Genomic DNA, 18,140 nt, shown 5'->3' on the forward strand with positions numbered 1-18,140 from the left:
GGCATGCGGCATTGAACCGCATGCGTACCACAGCGACCTGTCTGCTCGCCGTCATGCTGGTGCTGTTGTTAGCGTGCGCTGCCTGCCAGGCCGCCTACCCCTGGTTACACTGGGTGCGGGCATTTGCCGAGGCCGGAACAGTTGGCGCGATAGCTGACTGGTACGCGGTGGTGGTGCTGTTTCGCCATCCGCTTGGCCTTCGAATCCCGCATACGGCAATTATCCCGCGCAGCCATGAGCGAATCGGCGAGGGACTTGGCAACTTCGTCCAAGAGCATTTTCTGACGCCAGAGGTCGTGATCGGCAAGCTGCGGGCGTGCAACACGGCGAAGGCAATAGCCGCGTGGCTGGCCAATTCGGACAATAGCCAAAGCATCGCTGAATCTGTCTCCGACACTCTCCCCGGCTTGCTGAAGGAGCTCGACGACAGGAAAGTGGCGCGATTCTTAGAACGCGTACTCGTCCCGCAACTGCGCACGCTTGATGCGTCTAGCCTCGCTGGCAATGTTCTGAAGATCGTCACCGAAAATAATCGTCATCAGCCGCTACTGGACCGGGCACTGCGGGCGCTGAAACAGTGGCTTCTGGTCAACGAAGGCGTGCTCAAGGCGAGATTCAGCGCGGCATCGAGATATACGCCCGCGCGCCTGGACAGCTACATCGTCGATAAATTCGTTGAAGGTATTGTCGCCTTACTTCATGAAGTCGTTGCAAATCCTCAGCATGAACTTCGTCGTCAGTTCGATGGCGCGATTAGAGACCTGGCGGTCAAATTGGAAACATCCGGCAGGTACCAGCGCGTCGGCCGGACATTGATGCGTGACTGCGTCCGGCATCTCAAGAATGAGGGCTGCTACCGTGTGCTGTGGAACCAACTTCGCACGCGCGTGACGGCAGACGTCGATCGCGAACGTTCGTTTGTCCGGCGCGCGATCGCGGGTGCTCTCATATCACTCGCCGAAGCCTTGAAGGACGACGCCACGGTTCAGCTTAAGCTGAACGCATGGTTGCTGAATCTCGCCCAAACATTGGTACCGCGCGCTCAACACCAGGTCGCGGCGCTGATTACCGAAGTAGTGAAAAGCTGGGGCGCCGGAGAAGTCAGTCGAAAGATCGAAGCGGAAATCGGGCGCGACCTGCAATACATTCGGATAAACGGCACATTTGTCGGTGGCACGGTCGGCGTCTTGCTTCACGCTGCGGTCCTTCTCGTGGCCCGGTGATCCCTCCCTTGTGTTGACCATGCGCACATAGCGTCGATCTGCCTCCCGATCAAGAAACGCTGCACCGCTATCAGTCTATCTCCGTTGACGCAACCTGGTACGACGTCCCTTCGAATAGATTTAATAATTATCGAGCTGCAAGTAAGGCTGCAAGAGTGTCACGACGACCTCGGGCATTCCATCAAGACAACCTGTGCCCGGCAGCGGCTCCCATCGGCCGGTACCCGTACACCAGCAAACCCAGTAGCACCTCGGGTTGGTGCGCCGCCATGCCTCGACCCGCGTACTTCCCACTCACCTCCGAGACGTCCATCTGCTCGATGACTTCCGCGACGAATCACGCCAGATGGTCTTCCGGCCACCGGTCCTCCACCGACGGCTCCAACAGATAGTCGGTACACAGATAGTCCGTCTGACGATCAACGGGCATAAAGCGACTCATCTATGGGCTCTCTCAGTGGACTGGCTCATCCATTCACGCCAAACGCGATGCCCGGATGAGCAACAATAGATGTCGGCCGATTGCGCACACTCGGGTTTTGAGGAAGCCGCCCCTCCTTAACTTCGATTCGCGCCAAGGTCCCGGCTTTCACGCGTGCGTTACTCTGGAGGACGGGGGCTGTTCATACCGGATGACCGTGATTTGCCAGCGTAATCTCCGTTCGCAGGCATGAGAGGCTTGCCAGGCGCTTCGATCGCAACGATCCTGCGCTCGAACACATTCCAAAGCCGACGGCTTGCAAAAAAACACCGCTGCTTCGCCGACGGAAATCATCAACGAACCGCCAAATAGCTGGCTAAGTGGAGGTAAAATATCTGGACTTCAAAAAGATCGCATACCCGTCCGTGAAAGGATTTTTTGCTAGAGCCAGAAACATGAAGCGCGCATCAACAGCGGAAAAGTCGATCCCGGTCGGTGCGCTCGGTTCGTTGCCGTTTGTCATGATCGAGCACGGCGCCGACCCGTGGCAACTTCTGGAATCTTTCGGCGTGACCCGCGAAGCATTGGCTTCACGCTTGAGTCCCCTATCTACCGTAACGCATGGCCGCATCCTCGAAGCCGCAGCGAAAAAGATTCACTGCGAACACGTAGGATTGCTCCTCGGGCAAAGGGCAACACTCGACAACGCGGGGCCGTTGCGCTTTCTTGTCCTCAATGCGCCAACGGTACGGGAGGCGATCGAAAGCCTCATTCGTTTCTGCGGGCTCTGGTATCGCGGCCTGCATGTGCGCATGACGGAAGACGAAGGCTACGCCTGCATGTCAGTTTCGATCGACTCGAACATTCCTGGCGCGCAGCATTTGCTCACAGCTTACCTGGCGGCCAATGTCCGGATTCTAGAAATCATCCTCGGCCGGTCGTGGCGGCCGACGCTCGTTCGGGTCGCGTTTCGAAAGCCGAAAACGAGCGCCTTGTACGAGCAATATTTCCAGGCGCCGGTCTGGTTTGGGCAGGCTCAATACGAGGTCCTGTTTCCACAGTCGTTGCTCGATCTGGTTTGGGCAGCCGAGGTCGAGTCACGACCAGCAACTGGGACGCTTCCTTCACCAGCACATGAGCGAGTTGCAAGCTCGCCAGGGCGAGGATTTTAGTTCGCGTGTGAGAGAAGTAATCGAAAAGTTGTTGCCGCACGGCTGCACGTCGCAGAAAGTAGCTGAGTTCTTTGCGATACACCGCTTTACCCTGTATCGCCATCTTGACAAACAGGGCACGAGCTACGAGTCATTGCTCGAAGCTGCTAGACGCAATCTGGCGAACCAGTTGCTGGCACAAACCGATCTGCAGATCGCCGATATCGCGACGCGCCTGGGGTACGAGAATCAGGGTAACTTCACCCGTGCCTTCCGGCGTTGGCATGGCCGAACACCCAGCGAATGGCGCAAGACCGAGGCCCGCGCAGAGACTAGTACAACATCCCGTAAATAGCTTTATTAAATAATTGTCTCGGCTATCATTTCGGGATGAGCCAAGGTCGTCATGCAACGCCAGTGAAGTTGGCGAAGGAAGAACGAGAAGAACTCCTGTCGCTAATCGATCGGAAGGCCGCGACTCAGTGCGAGGTGAGGCGGGCACGCATCGCGCTGTGGGCGCACGAAGGACACCCGAATACGGTGATTGCTCGAGAGCTGCGCGTATCGGTGCGGACGGTCTGCACGTGGCGCAAGCGCATCGCACAGCACGGTGCGCAGGGCCTGCGCGAGGGTGAGCGTAGCGGCCGTCCGCCACGCATCACGCAAGAAACGCGACTGCAGTTGATTGCGTTGGCTTGTGAAGCACACGAACCCGTGGGAGGGGTTATGCCGACACTGGACGAGACAGTGGCGCGCGCGATCGAGCGTGGCATTGTCGAGCAGATCAGCCGCAGCCATGTGCAGCGCATTCGGCAGGCTGGCGACGTTCGACCGCACCGGGTCCAGCAATGGCTACACACTCCCGACCCGGTCTTTCGCGAGAAGGTCAATGTGATTTGCAAGCTGTACCGCAAGGCGCCCAAAAACGCGGTGGTGCTCAGCATCGACGAGAAGACGGGCTGCCGTCGAGCGCAAGCATCCGGGGTGCACGCCGGCACCGGGACGGCTGCGTCGTCGGAAGTCTGAATATATCCGGCACGGCACTCAGGCGCTGATTGCCGCGCTTGATGTGCATACCGGTCAGGTGCTGGCAGACCGCCACGAGCGGCGCAGCCAGGACGACCTGGTCGCCTTCATGAAGCGCGTGGCGGCTGCGCACCCGGGCAAACAGGTGCACGTGATTTGGGACAACCTCAATACGCATCGCGCTCAGGCCGTCTGGCAGCCGTTCAACGAGCGGCATGATGAGCGGTTTCACTTCCACTTCACCCCGCTGCACGCGAGCTGGGTCAATCAGATCGAACTGCGGTTTGCCCGCTACACGCGCCGAGTGCTATGCCACGCCAGCCATGCCAGCACGGCGCATCTGCGCGAGCGCACCGCGCAGTTTATGCACGAGCATAATCAGGCAGCACGCCCCTTCAAATGGACTTTCCGGGGCTATCCGTTGCAAACGGGCACATCGTAATCGAGCGACAGACATGCCAGCCATACCCACTAAACATTACGCGACTGAACTTCAGCGTCAACTGCGCAGCTTGCTCGGCCATGAGCAGATCGTCACACAAGCCTACGGGCGGCACCTGCTCATCAAACGTCTCGATGATGAGGAACCGACTGTTGTGGCGCGCCTTACCGAGCTCGCCCGCAATCGTTACAGTGCCGCCTTTCGCAGCCGCACCGGCCGATGGGAACCGCTGCCGGGCACAGGCTCACTCGACGAAATGGCCGAGGTCGTCGTCACTCCTACGGCCTTATTTGCAGCACGATAATTATTAAAGACATTTACAGGATGCTGTACTAGCTCTGTCGAAGACGCGCACTGACGCCTCGGTCAGAAAGCCGGCTCGCCCGGGACTGTCACACGAGCCACAGTTTCTCAGTCGATCAGAAGTTGTGACGCAGACCGATATTGACCGCCGCCGTACCCATGCCAGGCGCAACCAGCGCCCCGTAGGTAATGCCTTGAGTCATATCTCCGTGGTTGTTGACCCAACCCACCTGAGCATAGACCAGGGTGGCCTTGGAAAGGCTGTATTCGACGCCGCCCGCCGCCTCAAGTGAGGTGTTTTTCGAATTGTTTCTGTCCTTGATGTAATAAAGGCCGCTCGAGATCTTGAACGCAGGCGTAAACCGGTAACCGAGGCCGACCGAATACAGGTCCAGACTGATGCCGCCATTCGGATTCGTCGCGCTTCTGGGAGCGGGATTCGCGCCGTTGCTGTACGACGCCGAAACGGTGAAGTCCTTTATTGTGTAGAGGGCGCCCAGGTACCAGTAGCGGTTGTTGTTCAGGCCGGTAGCTGGCACGGCTGTCGTCGACGTGACTGTTGTGAAGGGATTCGTATCGTGCGCGTTGTAGTAAACCGCGGAGAGCCGCAAACCGTAACCCGAATATTTCAGCACCGCCGACTCGCGCGTGCCCCCTTGAAAATGCCCCGCGACGCCGCCCGGCGCGTATTCCAGATCGGCGCTCACACCGTAAAACTTTGGAGACCTGTAGACAATTGCGTTGCTGTCGTACAGTGCGCCAACTGGCCCGTTAGTGCTGGTTCCAGGCCAGCCCGCTGCTGAGTTCAGGCCGATCCAGGCACCGAGGATACTGCCGAAATACTGTGCGTGGCGAGCGTCCGTCTCCCCCATCGCGTAGATCATCGGCGCTAGCTGGCGACCCGCGTCGATCGAGCCGAACGGTCCGCTCACGCCAACTGTCGAGATCTGGTTGAAGAAGCCTGGAACGCCAGCCGTATCGGACTGGCCAGACTTTCCGGTGCCGGTGTCGAACGTGCCTTGCAGCCTGAAGTTTGCGGCGTAGCCACCACCGAGATCCTCGGTTCCCTTCATGCCCCAGATACTTGAGTAGATGCCGCCGTCCTTGAAGCGATAGACTGCTCCAAGATTCTTCAGGGCGTTTGCCACCGATGCCGCCGCAGCCGGAGGCAATTTCGTACCCGCCGGAAGCCCCGTCAACGTCGATGGGTTGGCACTGACGACTGCCGCCGAGGTGCTCTGATACAGAAGGCCCGAGTCAAGGACGCCGTACAGCGTCACTGACGAGTCCGCATACGCAGCATTCCCGATTACGGCCACCGCGGCTGCGGCTACCAGTTTCAACTTCATACCGTCTCCTTGTTGTCAATTTTTTTGCTAAACCTACAACTGCCTCGGGAACGCTCGCGTCGCGTTCTTCGGCCACACGACGTCGCGATCCTTCTCTTTTGATCACGTTCTTTAATCAACAAATCTGCAGTACTAATCCTGTGACGTCGCGTCATATCAGGCGATGTGGAGCATAGTCCCGACCTGCTACCCTGGTTACAGATCGGCCGCCGCCCTGCCCGTGCGAGACGGACAGAGGCGGTCACAGTGCGTCGTGGTATCGCGGGTCTTGTTGGTGCGCGGCTTTACGTTTGGCGTTCGTGAAGCCGGGTCGCCGGTATGCCAACCAGCAGGATGACGGTGCCGATCAGCAACATACCGCCGATCACGTCGAACGCGACATACAGGCTGCCCGTATGCGCCTTCACGGCGCCGACAGTGACCGGGCTGAGCACCGCGGCCAGGGAGCCGATGCTACTGACGAACGCGATGCCCCCCGCTGCCGCGCTCGCGCTGAAAAACGCGGGTGGAATCGTCCAGAAGAGCGGTACCGCCGCCAGGCACGCAGCCGCGCCGATGGTCATGAACACCGTCGAGAGCAGGACGTTGGCTTGCAGTACATGCATCATCCAGAACGAGGCCGCGGCTGTCAGCATGGTCGCCGCCAGGTGCCAGCGGCGCTCGAGGTGTCTGTCCGAACTGCGCCCGAGCAGATACATCGCCGCCATGGCGAGCATGTACGGGCAACTCGCGATCACGCCAATGCGGCGCAAGTCTGTGATTCCCACGCTTTGCAGCAACGAGGGCATCCAGTACGCCACCGTGTTGGTCCCGGAATAGAGCGTGAAGAACACAATGCCGGGGAGATAGGCGCGCGGGTCTCGTATGACTTGTCTAAATGACTTGCTTTCGGTAACTCGTGAGGACTGATCCAGGCGAAGATTCTCGACAACGATGGCCTTTTGTCGATCGGTGAGCCACGTGACGCGCGCAGGGCTATCGTCGAGCCAGAACCAGGCGAATGCGCCAAGCGCGACAGCGGGAAGACCTTCGAGTACGAAAAGCATCTGCCAGCCCTTCATGCCCTGCCAGCCTTCAAGACCGGTCATGATTGCACCCGCAAGCGGCCCGCTGACCATCCCCGCGACAAATCCCGCCATGAAAAAGATCGCAGTCACACGGCCGCGTTTCCATGACGGAAACCAGTATGTAAGGTAAAGGATGACGCCGGGGAAAAAGCCTGCCTCGGCGACGCCGAGCGCAAAGCGGGCGATATACAGTTGCGTTGGTGTATTAACGAAGCTCGTCAGCGCGGTGACCACGCCCCACAGGACCATGATGCGGGTCAGCGTGGCGCGCGCACCCACGCGTTGCATGTACAGGTTGCCCGGAATCTCGAACAGGATGTAGCCGATGAAAAACGCGGTCGCACCGAACGCGTACGCTCCATCGCTCAGGCCAAGGTCGTGCGCCATGCGTAATTTGGCAAACGAGATATTGATCCGGTCGATCGAGTTGACGGCATACGCCAGAAACAGGAACGGCAGCAGGTGCCAGGCAATTTTGCGGTACGTCTGCCGGACCTCGGGCGACGCGCGTGTGTCGATGATGACCTCTGCCTGCGATACGGCGTGACTCATGGTGTCTCCACGTACTGCATTCGATGCCGCAACGCTCGGGCGCTGGGCATCAGGTTGTTACAGGTTCTGCGCGCGTGCCTTATACGACACGTCGGCAGACAGTGCACGGCTATGTGGTCGAAGAAGATTTCGTTCGAGCCCGTTCGAACTCTTCGCATTCGGCTTGCAGCAGCGGAACGCCGAGTTCACAGGCTTCGATGCCCTGCAGACTGACGATCTTCAGCACCTCGAGAATCTGCTCGCGGGTCGCGCCCAGTTCGAGCGCTGCCCTGATGTGCCGGCGGGTGCCGTGCGCATACAGATGAGTAATGGCGGCATCCCCCGCGATACAGAGAAATTCGATCCACAGCGGCGGCAGGATGTTGTCGGTCCACAACCCCAACCCCATCGCGAGGAAATTCTCCAGATACTGTGGATCCCAGCGATAGATGGTCTCCCATAGCGGATTGAACATGCCGCTCGCGCGGACCTTGTCGCATACGGGCGTGGCCGGGGCGGGCGTGGCATCGTCGGCAATACCTGCATGGGCCAGTTCTTCGGCGAGGATCGGTACCCCCAGCGCGCAGGCGTGAATGCCGACCACGCTTGCGAGCTTGAACACCTCCATGATTTGCGCACGCTTCACCCCAAGGCGCAGCGCGGCGCGCACGTGGCGGCGAACACCGGGACCGTACAGATGCGTCGCCGTCACGTCGATGTTCAGGCGAATTAGCGCGACCAGCTTCGGATCGAGGACGTCGCTCGTCTGTGCGCTCTGGCTAAGCGCCATAAAGGACTCGGTCCATGCCGGGTCCCACTGCGCGAGCGGATCGAGCTTGGAGTCAGCGAGGCCCGCTGCACGCATCGTGTCGAAATTGGGTGTAGGTTGTCTTGCGTTCATTTGGACTGTTGTACTGGAAGGTATTTGGGCCTTAGATTACCGTGCCGCCGTTGGGGCTGATGATCTGGCCAACCAGGTAATGCTCGCCCGCCAGATAGACGACCGTCGATGCATACTCTTCCACCGTGCCGAAGCGGCCCAGCGGACAGCCCTGCCACAGACGATTTCGGCCGTCTTCGCCAATTCTGTCGAGGTATTCATTAAATGCCGGGGTAGCCACGCCGCCGGGTGCCATGGCGTTAACGAAGATATTGGCGCCGGCCACTTCGAATGCGACAGACCTGGTGAAGGCGATCACCGCGCCCTTGGTGGCGCAGTAGTGCGGGCTATGTGCGCTTCTGGTCGAGATCCCGGCAATCGACGCGATGTTGATGATTTTCCCGTCGCGTTGCGGTTCCATCAGCTTTAATGCTTCGCGCGTGCAATAGAACACGCCGTGCACGTTCACGCCCCAGTAGCGATGCCACTCTTCATCGCTGATCTCGCTGGTGAAGCCCAGTGACTGGCGCGGCATGGGCGTCTGCATGTACGCGTACAGTTTGTTGCGGCGCTCGGTATCAATGGCGCGATTAGGAGTCAGCGCGGCGTTGTTGACCAGGATATGCAAGGTGCCGAAACGCGCGACTATCTGCGCGAACATGCTCTTGACGTCCGCACTGGAGGATACGTCGCACCGCACCGCAAGACATTCAGCACCGAATGCCTCGACGGCGGCGCGGGCTGTCGCCAGCGCCTTCTCGTCCACGTCGCATACGACGACCGTCGCGCCCTCGGCGGCGAGTGCTACCGCACACCCGAGTCCGAGACCGGGGCCTACGCCCGTTACCAAGGCAATTCTGTTACGTAGTTTCATGTTCATTTCGATCAGACTGATGAGGAAACGCGCGCCCGTCAGGCGTGGCCAGGCACCGTAAAGCCGCGCTGCGCGGATTTGCGATTCGGTGCCATACCGAGGGCGGCGATCGTTTCGTCGGCGCTCTTGTACTGCTCCCCGATCTGATAGATGCGCTTCGCGTCCGTCCCGGTCGCGATATCGCGGCCCAGTTCGCGCGCGATCCGCACGGTCTGCTCGATCTGCTGTACCGACGTCATGCGCTCGCCCTTGCGGCCCCACAGGTTGTCCTCGATCCCCACACGCACGTGCAGGCCCATCGCGATGGCCATCGCGTTCATCGGCAGCACCGCGCGCATCGCGCTTTCGATCGTCAGCACCGCGCCGTCGGGGGTCCGGCGAACGAATTCAATCAGATCGGCCGGGTGTAGACCCGCTGCGCCGCCGCCGATCGCGACATAATTGAGCACCAGCGGACCGGTGTAGAGACCACGGCGGATCAGGCGCTCGACGCTCTCGAGTTGGTGCACGTGACCCAGCATGAAGTGAGGCTGAATGCCGGCCGCCTGCAGGCGGCGCAGGTGTTCGATGAAGAACGACGGCTTCGCATCGACGACCATTTCCGAATAGGCATTGAAGTATTCAGGCTTCTCGAGAATGGTGCCCATCACGTCGTCCGGCGTGAGCAACTCACAGATGTTCATCTGGCTGGTGTTGATCGCGATCGTGACCTGATCAGGCTTCGGATCGAGCTCCGCCAGCATGTGCCGCGTGTCGTAGTCGAGCCACTGGGCTTCCTGCCCCTCGCCTTCCGGCGCGAAGGAAATCGAGCCGCCCACCTGTAGGACCATATCGGGCACCGCCTCGCGCAGCCGGGCGAGACTCTCGTTGAACTTGGACATGCGCTTGGAGCCCTTACCGTCTTCCTCGCGCACATGCACGTGCAGCACCGTGGCGCCGGCGTTGTAGCAGTCCACCGCCTTCTGGATCTGGGCGTCCATGTTCACGGGGATGTCGTCCGAGTCGCTCGGAATCCACTGAGGGCCGAACGGCGCCACCTGAATCACGAGTTTTTCTTGAACTTCGGGGAAAAGGCTATCGTCGAGAAAATTCACAAGGCATCTCCGGCAAGGTAGGGATGACCGGCCGTGATTAGGCTGGTCCGTCCATTGAACTTTAAGGAAACGCGCAACTGTCGATTTATCATATTGTCACCAAAACTTGTCATTTTGTTACTATTGCCATCAGGATTTACCCTTCCGGAGACCGGGCCTTCGGGGTCCGCAGAGACGGCGATTGCTGCTTGGGGGCAGGCGCAGAGGTTCTGTCGCAGTAAGGCAAGCGGGACAAGCAAACAACTGGTTGCGCGTTTCAAGCAGGCTCGGCGCAGCGCGGTTGGACAAGCCCATGGGATGGGAAGGAATCGCGGCGGCTAGGCCTGCGATGCGACCATGTGTGTTGTTGTGCGAAGGTATCGGCATGGTGCGGGCGAGCGTGACCACGGCGCGATGGCCGGCGATGAAAACAAAGGTCTCGAAGCAAGTGATCAATCTTCGGCAGTAGTGCCGAAGATTGATCATCGTGTACGCGAGGGTTTTCAATGCGTAGTGTAGGTGGCTGAGTCGCTCGAAGCGCAGCAGCAGGCGCCGGAACTTGAAAATCATCTAGCGGGCCTTCCGCCGCCCTTCGGAGCGGCCGGGGTTAAAGTGAGTTTGCCAAGCACTTTGACCGGAAGGAGGTTCACCATGAACTATAGTGGCATTGACCTGCATTCGAACAACAGCATGGTTACCGTGATCGATGAAACGGACCGGATCGTGGCTCAAAGGCGCCCGCCCAACGACCTGACGAAGATCCTGGATTTCCTTGCGCCGTGGAAAGACGGGCTTGCTGGCGTCGTGGTCGAGTCGACCTTTTATGGACGCCCCGGAATTATGCACGGTTTGTCGGTCATGCTGAGGTGCGACGCCCAATTCCTCTGGGTGCCAGGTAGCGCCTCACCATCGGCCAACCTTGCATAACAGATACTGCTCTTCCCAGATGGCTTCATCGCCATCTCTCAGGAGAGCGATCATGATCACGCCAGTCGTTTCTGAAGTTGTCGTGTGCAATCGCGCACGGTACGGCGCACTTGGACCCGTCGTTGGAAATTTCACCGACTACTTGGGGCGTCACGGATATGCGGGTATTACTAAAGAGAACTACCTGCAATGCGCCTCCCACTTCGGACGGTGGTTGACTGCGCGACGCATCGCTATCAATAACATCGACGAGACAGTGCTGCATCGCTTTCTCACGGAGCACCTTCCCGTCTGCCACTGCAGCAAGCCAAGTCCCCGCACCCCCGCAAACCTTCGCCGCGCGCTGCGTCATCTGCTTCGCATGCTGCGCTCGGAGGGAATCATTCCCTCAAGATCAGCGCCGGTTTCCAGTTTCATAAGTGAAGAACTTCGGCTCTTTGACGCTTATCTTCAGGATGTGCAGGGGCTAGCACCGGCAACGCGTCTCTACCGTCTGCGCTACGTCCGTGAATTCCTCATTGCCCGATTTGGCTGGGGGCCGATTGCGCTTGAATGCCTCAAGCCAGATGAGATCTGTCGATTCGTGACTGATCGCGCCGCGGGCTGCCAACCTCGGACAGCAGGAATCATTGGCGACTGTCTGCGGAGTTATTTGCGTTTCCGTCGCATACACGGACAACCTACCGAACCCCTGATTGCCGCAGTCCCAAGAGTCGCTTACTGGCGTCTAGCGGCGTTACCGGATTCTCTTACCGATTCAGAACTGGCGGGGCTTGTGAATTCCTTCGATCATACGTGTCCAACCGGCCGACGTGACTACGCGATCATTCGCTGTCTGGTGGACCTGGGCCTGCGGGCGAGCGAAGTGGCTTTTATCCAGCTCGATGACTTGAATTGGCGAGAAGGGACGCTCCGGATTGCCAAAGCGAAGGCAAAGCGCACAACACTTCTGCCGTTGCCTTTGGAGACGGGGCGCGCGATCGCTGACTATTTGCGCTTCGGGCGCCCGCGAACGGAAAGCCGCGCACTGTTTGTGCGGCACCGCGCTCCGCGCGATGAACCGGTGGGGCCCAGCCTGGTGCGTAATGCCGTACGCTGTGCCTACGCCCGGTGCGGCCTCGCTCAGCGGTGGACCGGAACCCATGTGCTACGCCATTCGGTCGCATCAAGGCTACTCAGGGAAGGGGCAAGTCTCAAAGACATCGCCGATCTACTGCGCCACCGCAACGTCAACACGACGACCATCTATGTCAAAGTCGATCTACCCAGGCTCAACACCGTTGCCTTGCCATGGCCGGGGAGACGCACATGAAGCCCGCCACTACCATGGTGTCCCTGGTCGAGGACTATCTCGAATGCCGGCGGCGACTCGGCTTCGCTTTGGAGAGTGAGGAAAGGCGGCTGCTGTGCTTTGCACGCTTCGCCGATCAAATCGGTCACCGCGGTCCGATCACGGAAGAACTGGCATTGCGTTGGGCCTGTTCGTCCAGCCGCGCGACAGCCATCACGAGAGCAGGTCGGCTAAAAATCTTGAGCCCGTTCGCCAAGTATCGCCTGCAGTTTGATCCCGCCACCGAAATTGCATCGCCCGGACTCTGTGGACCAGGACATCGACGGTTGACCCCGCATATCTACTCGGAGGAGGAGATCGACGCGTTGGTGGATACTGCGCGACGACTTCCGCCCGCCGGCAGCCTGCGTCCAGTTACCTGTGAAACCGTCTTCGGTCTGCTTGCGGCCACGGGTTTGCGTATCTCGGAGGCGTTGGCCTTTCGGCGCTCGGACGTGGACTTGGAACGCGGCCTGCTCACGATCCGTCAGAGCAAGTTTCGGAAAGCCCGCCACGTTCCTCTACATCCGACCACCACCGAAGCCCTCCGTGCCTATGCCTGTATTCGGGATAAAAGGCTGCCCGCGTCGACGACCGACGCGTTCTTCGTGTCAGACCGCGGGAGGCCAGTGAACTATCGTCAGATCGCATATGCCTTCGCCCGTCTTCGAGCACAGCTCGGATGGCAGGCCCGAGGGGGTCACCCGCACCCGCGCATCCACGATCTGAGGCACAGCTTTATCTGCCGCCGTCTTATCGGCTGGTATCAGGAGGGGATCGATGTCGGTAATGCGATGCTGGTGCTTTCCACCTATGTCGGACATACCCAGGTCACCGATACGTTCTGGTACATAACGGCAATACCTGAGCTGATGACCATCGCAGGCGATCGCTTCGAGCACTTCGTTCAAGGAGGCAATCATGCTTGACCTGAACTCATCACCGACGTTTGCGCAATTGCTGCAGCAGTTCTTTATGGAGCGCCTGATACAGCAGAGTAACGCCAGCCCGCGAACGGTGGCTGCTTACCGCGACACTATGAGGCTGCTTCTCGAATTCACCGAACAGCGATTGCATCGGAAGCCTGAACGCCTGGAACTCAGCGATATTGATGCACAACTGGTTCTCGACTTCCTCAATCATCTCGAAGTGGTTCGCCAAAACAGCATCCGCAGCCGCAACCTCCGGCTTGCCGCCATTCGCTCGTTTCTGCACTATGCTGCGTCCCGAGTACCAGAATCGCTCGGCACGATTCAACAGGTGCTCGCGATCCCGATGAAGCGTTATGAGCGCCCGCTAGTCCGCTTCCTCTCCCGAGAAGAAATATGCGCCTTGCTCGATGCACCCAACCCCAACACATGGTGCGGTCAGCGCGATCGCGTGATGTTGGCGACCCTCTATAACACCGGCGCTCGGGTATCCGAACTCATCGGCATACGCGTTGGCGACGTCGATCTGGATCGAAGCCCTTCTGTACGTCTTCACGGTAAGGGCCGCAAAGAACGTGTGGTCCCGCTCTGGCGCAGCACCGCAAGCCAGATCCGGCTCTGGCTTCGGCAAATTGGCGCTTCATCCGGACAGTGGCTCTTTCCAAATCGTTCAGGCGGACCGATGACGCGAACCGGAATAACCGATCGCCTTAACCTCGCCTACCAGGCTGTGGAAACTGATTGCGCGGGACTCAAGGGCCAACGCATCTCACCGCACCTGGTCCGGCACGCGACTGCCATGCACCTGCTTCAGGCTGGAGTTGACCTCACGGTCATTGCGCTGTGGCTGGGTCACGAGAACCCAGCGACCACGCACATGTACATAGAGGCAGACCTGGCAATGAAGGAAAGAGCCCTCAGTACGCTTCAATTGCCCCACAGCAGGCAACGGCGCTACCGGCCCACCGACCGCGTGCTGCAGTTTCTCGAGGGCTTGTGATTATGCTCGGCCGCGTGAACTGATCCGATCGGTTAGCCCAGCAATGCTCAGGAATTCAAAAGCTCGCGCGGCACGGTCCCGTACTTCGATTCATATCGGCACCCACGCTGCGCGCTCCGTTGTCCTCAACGACAAACCGTGCATAATTCCGGGGCGTCCATAAAAGGTCCTATAGAAACATTTCTATAGGACGTTCAACTGGTACTGGCTCGTCGATGGCCTGCAGGCAACGGGCTTCACCGTGCATCTGGCCCACACCACGGCGATCAGGCAATACAACGGGCTCAAGTACAGTGGCGACGAGACGGATGCACGTTACCTGGCCCGGCTGCTGCGGCTGGGGATCCTGCCCACGGGTACGATCCTGCCACCCGAAGCGCGCAGTGTGCGTGATCTTGCCCGCAAGCGCATGCAGCTGGTACGCAGTCGCACCAGCCACATACTCGCGATCGAAAACATCACGGCTCGTCACTGCGGTACCGGAATATCATGCGCACAGGTCCTGCGGCTGACGACCGAAGACGTTGACCAGATGGCGCTACCGGCCGAGGTCGCGCTGGCAATGCAGGCCGGTCTGGCGGTCGTCAGCACGCTTTCCACCCAGATCGGGCTGGTAGAAAAGCGGCTGGCCGAAAAAGTCAGGCCACGCGAAGAGTATGCACTGCTGACCAGCGTGCCCGGCATTGGCCAGATCCTGGCAAGCGTCATATTGCTGGAGACCGGCCCGATTGAGCGTTTTGCAAGCGCCGGCAACTTCGCTTCCTATGCGCGTTGCGTGGACAGCCGGCACACCAGCAACGGCAAGAAGAAGGGAGAAGGCAACATCCGTAACGGCAACCGGTACCTGTGCTGGGCGTTCGTCGAGGCAGCCAATTTCGCCCAGCGCTACTGCACCGAGGCCAGGCGCTTTTATGAACGCAAGAAAGCCAGGACAAATCCGATCGTCGCACGCAAGGCGCTCGCACATAAACTGGCGCGCGCGTGCTTTCATATTCTGAAGGAGCACAAACCTTTTGATGTGACGCGCTGCTTCACGTAGGGCTTTCGACGGCGACCGGCAAGCCCCGTGGGAGGATTGGGCCCCAGCCCAGGAATTTGAATGGGATGCCGTGTCGCCGTCGCCGACATGCAGTCATGGCGGATCGCCTGCGACGCGAACCATCGATGGATTGGCGCCCTGATGGGGGCAGCCCTTGAATTTGTACGGATTCCCTGGACGCGTTGCGGTACCAATGTTCTTCCGGGGCGGCATGGCCGCCAGGGCGAAAGGCACCGGCAGTATTGCCATTCGCTTGATCCAGATGGGTGTCTGGCGCGATCCGTCGCAGCCAGAAATGAAGAAACGGACGCGGTTGGCTGCTGCATGCGGGTGCTGGAACTGGGTAACGGCTGCTCGTGCAGCCGGGGATGTGGATTGTTTACTTGACGCGGGCCCGCTAATGGGTATCTTCCCACGCGAACACCCGCTCGATTGTCCTGAACCGTTCTTCAAAGATGGCCGGATCGAACAGCGGCTTGCGCCCGCGCTTCGGTCCTTTTCTGGCGCGCGAATTAGCGTTGATGTTAGGCACCATGCCGCGATTGAAAATGGCTTTGCGGTTGGGCCGGCAATCGTACACGCCATCCAGGCTCATGACCGTGCCCCGCAGATCCAGCCCCACCGCACGGGCGATGCTCGTGAGCCGCGGCAGCGCTTCTCGTAACAGCGGCGATTCATTCCGATTGCCCGGTGTTCTGACGAACGGCGCGATGACGTTGCAATTCCGGTCACACAGGGCAACGACCTTGCAGCCCTTGAGCTTCTTGTGGCCGCTGAAGCCGAGATTGTCGCCGCCTTTCTTCGCGGCGGTTGTGGTGCCATCGCCATGGATGATGCGCGTGTCCAGGCGGTGATCGCCATGAAGCCTGAACACCGAAGCCTCGAAAATGGCATCAAGGCATCCGTCCGATTCCCAGCGCCGGAAGGCGCGATAAATGCGGGTGTAATGAATCTCGGGACGGCCATGCCAATCCTTCTCGATGGGCAACTCCTTCCACTGGCAGCCGAGATAGAGCGCCTTCAGAAGGTAGTTGAAAATCGCATGCGCGCTGAGCTTTCGCGCGGGTCCGCGACGGCCCTTGCTCAGATGCAGCCAGACAAATTGCTCGAACTTGTCGACGCTCAATTTCGTTGGAATCTCTTGCTACGACTGACTTTCGGCCATTTCGACCTTCAAAGCATCGGGATTCTAGCCGATTCGTGCCAGGCGGGTAGAACCCAAGCCCGGGTGGCCTTTCAACCGATTCCGCCGGCTTGAAAAAACCCGCAACCAGTTGTAAGAAACGGTGTTGCACTTCAGATTTGATATCGCCATCGGATTCCGTTGCCAAGTTGATTAATGTCCGCAAATGACAGGGAAAGTGGTCACTATCAACCTTCTGATTTCGACTTCCGCTCCGGGCCATTTGATTGCAAGGCCGAGCAACGCAGCGCTTGCGAATGACGTTCCCCTTGGGCGGTTTCACGAAACCTCGGCTGCTCCAAAATCAGGCAGACATCGCGCGCTATTAAGATAAGTTTTCTTGCACTAAACCGCTGACGCGGTAGGGGTGGAGAGCCAGAGCTTATAGCCGACGTTCATCAGAGGTGGTAGTCGGGCGCTGGATCGTGACCGAGGAGAAGTGGACACCTCCAGGAGCAATATATGGATGCCCAGCCGGGCTTCAACATTGTTTCCAGGAGGTTCCCATGACGCCATTGCGTCAACGCATGTTAACCGACATGCAGATCAGAAATCTCGCTGAGAATACTCAGCGATCCTATCTTCTTCAGGTTTCAAGCTTCGCCCGGCACTTCCGCCGTTCGCCCGAGTTACTGGGTCCCGAGGAGATACGGGCCTGGCTCATCTATCTTCGGGAAGAGCGCAAGCTAGCGCCCGCCAGTCTCCACCCAACGATCGGTGCACTGCGCTTCCTCTACCGCGTGACGCTCAAACGCGACTGGAGCGACGAGGACTTTCCATTGCCGAAGAAGCCGTTGAGACTCCCCGTCATCCTGAGCCTCGATGAGGTAACAACCTTTTTCGACGCTATTCCCAGCCTGAGGTACCGTGCCATTCTGATGACCGCATATGCCGCCGGTCTTCGAATTTCAGAAGTGGCGCACCTGAAGACCACCGATATTGACAGCCGGCGCATGGTCATCCGCGTGAACCAGGGGAAAAACCGTAGGGATCGATTCGTGATGCTCTCACCACGGCTGCTCGAGATCCTGCGAACGTACTGGCTCAATGCTCACCCTCGCGACTGGCTTTTTCCCGGCGACATCCCCGGACACCCGATTACCACTGCCGCGATCTGGCAGGCATGCAACAAGGCACGGCAGCGCAGCGGCATCCAGAAGCCGATTACGCCGCATGTGCTGAGGCACGCGTTCGCCACTCATCTGCTCGAAGCCGGTACTGACGTGCGCAAGATCCAACTGCTCATGGGCCATAGGTCCCTTGCCACCACTTCGCGGTACCTTACCGTGGCCACGAGCACCGTGTGCTCCACAACCAGCCCCTTCGACCTGCTTCCGCACCCCGCACCCATTCCGTCTGCGCCCGCTGTGCCAGAGGACGTCTGAACGCAGT

15 protein-coding genes and 3 pseudogenes are annotated in these 18,140 nt (G+C 59.4%); 11 read left to right on the top strand and 7 right to left on the bottom strand.

The genetic code is table 11. The features are described from left to right. The first annotated feature begins 20 nt into the window (after positions 1–20). From OKW35_RS17050 to OKW35_RS17070, 5 genes and pseudogenes are all read left to right on the top strand, one after another. Complete coding sequence (locus tag OKW35_RS17050; RefSeq protein WP_429552801.1) at positions 21–1,223, top strand: DUF445 domain-containing protein; 1,203 nt, start codon at positions 21–23, stop codon at positions 1,221–1,223. An 876-nt stretch (positions 1,224–2,099) separates the two neighbouring features. Continuing rightward, positions 2,100–2,816 carry an AraC family transcriptional regulator gene (locus OKW35_RS17055; protein ID WP_429552638.1) on the top strand — a complete coding sequence of 239 codons (717 nt, stop codon included), beginning with the start codon at positions 2,100–2,102 and terminating at the stop codon, positions 2,814–2,816. Continuing rightward, complete coding sequence (locus OKW35_RS17060; protein WP_429552639.1) at positions 2,779–3,150, top strand: helix-turn-helix transcriptional regulator; 372 nt, start codon at positions 2,779–2,781, stop codon at positions 3,148–3,150. The genes OKW35_RS17055 and OKW35_RS17060 overlap by 38 nt, the downstream gene beginning before the upstream one ends. A gap of 35 nt (positions 3,151–3,185) precedes the next feature. After that, positions 3,186–4,263: pseudogene (locus tag OKW35_RS17065) on the top strand (IS630 family transposase). A gap of 13 nt (positions 4,264–4,276) precedes the next feature. After that, positions 4,277–4,567 (top strand): hypothetical protein, encoded by a 291-nt coding sequence (locus OKW35_RS17070; protein WP_429354917.1) that lies wholly within the window; start codon positions 4,277–4,279, stop codon positions 4,565–4,567. 115 nt (positions 4,568–4,682) lie between these two features. Here OKW35_RS17070 and OKW35_RS17075 read toward each other — a convergent pair whose 3' ends face one another. From OKW35_RS17075 to OKW35_RS17100, 6 genes are all read right to left on the bottom strand, one after another. Next, complete coding sequence (locus tag OKW35_RS17075; RefSeq protein WP_429552640.1) at positions 4,683–5,915, bottom strand: porin; 1,233 nt, start codon at positions 5,913–5,915, stop codon at positions 4,683–4,685. A 284-nt stretch (positions 5,916–6,199) separates the two neighbouring features. Continuing rightward, complete coding sequence (locus OKW35_RS17080; protein WP_429354919.1) at positions 6,200–7,534, bottom strand: MFS transporter; 1,335 nt, start codon at positions 7,532–7,534, stop codon at positions 6,200–6,202. A 109-nt stretch (positions 7,535–7,643) separates the two neighbouring features. Beyond that, the gene (locus tag OKW35_RS17085; protein WP_429354920.1) at positions 7,644–8,414 is read right to left on the bottom strand and encodes a carboxymuconolactone decarboxylase family protein; all 771 of its coding nucleotides are present in this window, start codon (positions 8,412–8,414) and stop codon (positions 7,644–7,646) included. Between the two features lie 31 nt (positions 8,415–8,445). Beyond that, positions 8,446–9,267 (bottom strand): SDR family NAD(P)-dependent oxidoreductase, encoded by an 822-nt coding sequence (locus OKW35_RS17090; protein WP_429354921.1) that lies wholly within the window; start codon positions 9,265–9,267, stop codon positions 8,446–8,448. A 38-nt stretch (positions 9,268–9,305) separates the two neighbouring features. Continuing rightward, positions 9,306–10,361 carry a 3-keto-5-aminohexanoate cleavage protein gene (locus OKW35_RS17095; RefSeq protein WP_429354922.1) on the bottom strand — a complete coding sequence of 352 codons (1,056 nt, stop codon included), beginning with the start codon at positions 10,359–10,361 and terminating at the stop codon, positions 9,306–9,308. Positions 10,362–10,490: 129 nt separating this feature from the next. Next, complete coding sequence (locus tag OKW35_RS17100) at positions 10,491–10,910, bottom strand: hypothetical protein (protein ID WP_429552641.1); 420 nt, start codon at positions 10,908–10,910, stop codon at positions 10,491–10,493. An 81-nt stretch (positions 10,911–10,991) separates the two neighbouring features. On the opposite strand from OKW35_RS17100, the pseudogene OKW35_RS17105 reads away from it, so the two are divergent. From OKW35_RS17105 to OKW35_RS17125, 5 genes and pseudogenes are all read left to right on the top strand, one after another. Further along, positions 10,992–11,162: pseudogene (locus OKW35_RS17105) on the top strand (IS110 family transposase); the annotation flags it as partial. A gap of 157 nt (positions 11,163–11,319) precedes the next feature. Then, on the top strand, positions 11,320–12,579 hold the full coding sequence (locus OKW35_RS17110) for a site-specific integrase (RefSeq protein WP_429552642.1): 1,260 nt from the start codon (positions 11,320–11,322) through the stop codon (positions 12,577–12,579). Further along, positions 12,576–13,526 carry a tyrosine-type recombinase/integrase gene (locus tag OKW35_RS17115; protein ID WP_429552643.1) on the top strand — a complete coding sequence of 317 codons (951 nt, stop codon included), beginning with the start codon at positions 12,576–12,578 and terminating at the stop codon, positions 13,524–13,526. Before OKW35_RS17110 ends, OKW35_RS17115 begins: the two co-directional genes overlap by 4 nt. After that, positions 13,519–14,526 (top strand): tyrosine-type recombinase/integrase, encoded by a 1,008-nt coding sequence (locus OKW35_RS17120; protein ID WP_429552644.1) that lies wholly within the window; start codon positions 13,519–13,521, stop codon positions 14,524–14,526. Before OKW35_RS17115 ends, OKW35_RS17120 begins: the two co-directional genes overlap by 8 nt. A gap of 190 nt (positions 14,527–14,716) precedes the next feature. Continuing rightward, a pseudogene (locus tag OKW35_RS17125) lies at positions 14,717–15,565 on the top strand (IS110 family transposase); the annotation flags it as partial. 397 nt (positions 15,566–15,962) lie between these two features. On the opposite strand, the gene OKW35_RS17130 reads toward OKW35_RS17125, so the two are convergent. Beyond that, positions 15,963–16,691 carry a transposase gene (locus tag OKW35_RS17130; RefSeq protein WP_429552645.1) on the bottom strand — a complete coding sequence of 243 codons (729 nt, stop codon included), beginning with the start codon at positions 16,689–16,691 and terminating at the stop codon, positions 15,963–15,965. Positions 16,692–17,254: 563 nt separating this feature from the next. Here OKW35_RS17130 and OKW35_RS17135 point away from each other — a divergent pair. Continuing rightward, positions 17,255–18,133 carry a tyrosine-type recombinase/integrase gene (locus tag OKW35_RS17135; protein ID WP_429552646.1) on the top strand — a complete coding sequence of 293 codons (879 nt, stop codon included), beginning with the start codon at positions 17,255–17,257 and terminating at the stop codon, positions 18,131–18,133. Positions 18,134–18,140 lie beyond the last annotated feature (7 nt).

It is taken from the genome of Paraburkholderia sp. MM5477-R1 (assembly GCF_050436385.1).
Lineage (GTDB): Bacteria > Pseudomonadota > Gammaproteobacteria > Burkholderiales > Burkholderiaceae > Paraburkholderia > Paraburkholderia tuberum.